This window comes from Longimicrobium sp., assembly GCA_036387335.1.
Taxonomy (GTDB): Bacteria; Gemmatimonadota; Gemmatimonadetes; order Longimicrobiales; family Longimicrobiaceae; genus Longimicrobium.
The window spans coordinates 1-3,240 of the sequence record DASVTZ010000027.1 but is presented as its reverse complement, the minus strand read 5'-3'; the positions used below and the strand labels follow the sequence as shown (position 1 = coordinate 3,240).

4 protein-coding genes are annotated in these 3,240 nt (G+C 69.8%); all 4 read right to left on the bottom strand.

Features of this window, described 5'->3' with window-relative positions; genetic code table 11:
- Positions 1 to 626 (bottom strand): beta-ketoacyl synthase N-terminal-like domain-containing protein (locus tag VF647_02535; protein HEX8450943.1); only part of this gene is annotated, 626 nt, incomplete at its 3' end.
- Between the two features lie 96 nt (positions 627 to 722).
- Positions 723 to 1,598, bottom strand: a complete 876-nt coding sequence (locus VF647_02530; GenBank protein HEX8450942.1) for an MBL fold metallo-hydrolase — start codon at positions 1,596 to 1,598, stop codon at positions 723 to 725.
- Complete coding sequence (locus VF647_02525) at positions 1,595 to 2,467, bottom strand: 3'-5' exonuclease (GenBank protein HEX8450941.1); 873 nt, start codon at positions 2,465 to 2,467, stop codon at positions 1,595 to 1,597. The genes VF647_02530 and VF647_02525 overlap by 4 nt, the downstream gene beginning before the upstream one ends.
- A gap of 200 nt (positions 2,468 to 2,667) precedes the next feature.
- On the bottom strand, positions 2,668 to 3,240 hold a 573-nt coding region (locus tag VF647_02520; GenBank protein ID HEX8450940.1), incomplete at its 5' end, for a redox-sensing transcriptional repressor Rex.

Here is a 3,240-nt window from a genome sequence, read left to right as displayed (position 1 = left end):
GGGACGATCTCCTCGGTGAACTTGCCGGCCTGAATCGCGGCGACGGCCTTGCGGTGCGAGTTCACGGAGAACTCGTCGGCCTGCTGGCGGGAGATGCCGGCCTTCTTGGCCGTGTACTCCGCATGGCCGCCCATGTGGACCTCGCAGAACGAGCACCACAGCCCGTCGCGCACCAGCCCGTCCACCATCGTCTGGTCCCCGAACTTGACGCCGTTGCGCATCCCGTAGACGTAGTAGGGAGCGTTGGACATGCTCTCCTGCCCGCCGGCGAGGATCACCTGCCCGTCGCCGGCGCGGATGCTCTGCGCGGCCAGCATCACGGCCTTGAGCCCGCTGCCGCACACCTTGTTGATGGTGAGCGCGGAGATGCCGGAGGGGAGCCCGGCCTTGATGACGGCTTGGCGCGCGGGGGCCTGCCCCACCCCGCCCTGCACCACGTTCCCCATGATGACCTCTTCCACGTCCTCCGCCGCGATGCCGGCGCGCGCGACCGCCTCGCGCAGCGCGATCCCGCCCAGGTCTGGCGCGGAAAGGGAGGAAAGGCCGCCCAGGAAGCGCCCGATCGGCGTCCTCACTGCGCTGACGATGACGGGCGTGGTCCGCGGGTCGCGAGCGATATCGATCATGGTTTTTCGTTCCGTGATGATGGTTGAACTGCCTGGTGCGTTAGTGCGTGAGTGCGTAAGTGCGCTGGATCGAAACGCACTCACGCACTGACGCACTCACGCACTTTCTTCCAGCCGTACTCCCTTCCCCTCCGCCACCGCGTATCCCCACGCCGTCACCGGGTCGTGGTTGGAGACCAGCAGCCAGCGCTCCTCCGTGGCCCGGCGCAGCAGCGCGCGCTTCGATTCAAGCGTGACGAGCGGCTCCACGTCGTAGCCCATGATCCAGGGGAGCGGGAGGTGCGCGAAAGTGGGGAGGACGTCGGCCAGGAAGCACGCCGTCTCGCCGCCCGAGCTCACCAGCACCGACTGGTGGTGCGGGCAGTGCCCCGGCGTCCGGTACACCGAGATGCCGGGTACGATCTCCACGTCGCCCTCCACCAACTCCAGCCGCCCCGCCGTCATCACCGGCTCGAAGTTGTCCGCCAGGTAGCTGGCCTGCGTCCGCTCGTTCTTCAGGTGCGCCCACTCCCACTCGCCGCGCTGCACGAAGTAGCGCGCGTTGGGGAAGGAGAGGCGCACCTCGCCCGCCTCGTCGCGGTACGTGTTGCCGCCCGCGTGGTCGAAGTGGAGATGGGTGTTGACGACGATCCCCACGTCCTCCGAGCGAAAGCCGGCGGCGGCCAGCGAGTCGTGCACGCGGTCCGGGCGCCCGGCCCCCGATGCATTGTCCACGCCGTAGATGCCGCGGAACTTCTCGTCCTCCTTGTTCCCCAGCCCCGTCTCGATCAGCACCAGCTCGTCCGGCGTCTCCACCAGCAGGCAGCGCATACCCAGCGGAATGCGGTTGCGCTCGTCGGCGGCGATGCGGCGCTCCCACAGCGGTTTGGGGACCACGCCGAACATGGCGCCCCCGTCCAGCCGCTGCGTGCCACCCTCCAGCGCGTGGATGCGCAGCTTCCCCAGCGTCCGCGTCAGCACCCCGTCGCTCACGCCGCCTCCATGCTGCGCGGCGATGCGGCGCGCTTGCGGCTCGTCCGCGGCTTGCGCGCGCCCAGGAGCATCTCCAGCGCCTGCCAGTCGTGGATGCCGCGGTCCTCCAGGATCTCGATTAGCCGCATCAGGACGTGCGCGGTCGCCACCGCGTCGTCGAGCGCGCGGTGCCGGTTCTCGATCTCCAGCCCGAAGTACAGCGAAAGCGCGTCCAGCCCGCGCGACGGCAGGTTCGGCAGGAGCTTGCGCGCCACCTTGACCGTGCAGAGCTGGCGCCCGGCCGGCTGCACCCCGGTCGCCATCTCCATCTCGTGGCAGAGGAAGCGCCAGTCGAAGGCGGCGTTGTGGGCCACGAACACGGCCCCCTCCACCGCCGCGCCCACGTGGTGCGCCACCTCGCGGAAGCAGGGCGCCGTCTCCACCATCTGCTGCGTGATCCCGGTGATCCCGGTGACGAAGCTGGGGATGCGGCGCTGCGGGTTGACGAGCGTCGAGTAGCTGTCGCGGATCTCACCGCCCGAGACGCGCACGGCCGCCACCTCGGTGACGCGGTGCCCGCCCTTGGGGGAGCCGCCGGTCGTTTCGAAGTCGACCACGACCCACTCCTCCGCACGGAGCTTGCGGACGGGCGCCGCCGCTGGCTGGGCCAGCGACCAGACGCCTTCGGACGACACGGCGAAGCGCGCGTCGGACCCGAGCAGCGCCCACACGGCGCGCGCCGCGGCGGGGCCGCCGCCGGTGATCCCCATCACCCGCGCCGCCATCTCCACGGTCGACAGCGGACCCGCGGCCAGCGCCTGAAGCGCCCGCTGCGCGAGCGATCCCGTGTGCTCGAAGCGTAAACCGTCCGGTACGTCCGTTCCTACCATGTCCCGTCCCAGCAAGACTGTCGGTTGCGGTCCCCCGATTGGATACACCGCAACGCCGGTTTCGACCACTCCAAGCGACCGCGGATTATAGCCGCTGGCTTAAGGGGCGGCAACGCCAAAACGGAACAGCGGCCTCACACGGAGACACGGAGTCAACCATGAGAAAAACAAACGGGCCGGACACGTGGTCCGGCCCTTACTCAGCGGGCGTTGAGGCCAAACGACAGCCCTTCCAGCTCCAGCGTCACGTCCACGTTGCGAAGGATGACCTGGTTGGGAACGCGCAGCCGCACCGGCGCGAAGTTGAGGATCGAGCGCACCCCCGCCCCCACGACGCGGTCCACCACCCCCTGCGCCGCATCCGCCGGCACGGCGACGATGGCGATGTCGACCTCCTCCTCGCGGAGCACGCGGTCCATCTCCTCGTCGGCGAGCACGGTGAGGCCGCCCCACGACGCGCCGACCTTGTCCGGGTCGGCGTCGAAGACGGCGCAGATGCGGAAGCCGCGCGCCTCGAAGTCGCGGTACGAGAAGAGGGCCGAGCCCAGCTTCCCCGCCCCGACCAGCGCCACCTTCCAGCTGCGGTCCAGCCCCAGGATCGTGCGGATCTCCCGGAGCAGCTCCTTAACGGAGTACCCGGTCCCGCGCTTCCCGAACGACCCGAACAGCGACAGGTCCTTGCGCACCTGCGCCGAGGTTGCCCCCCCGCGCCGCGCGAGCTCGCCACTGGAAATGGTATCCGTACCCGCCGCATCCGCTTCCTGCAGGAAGCG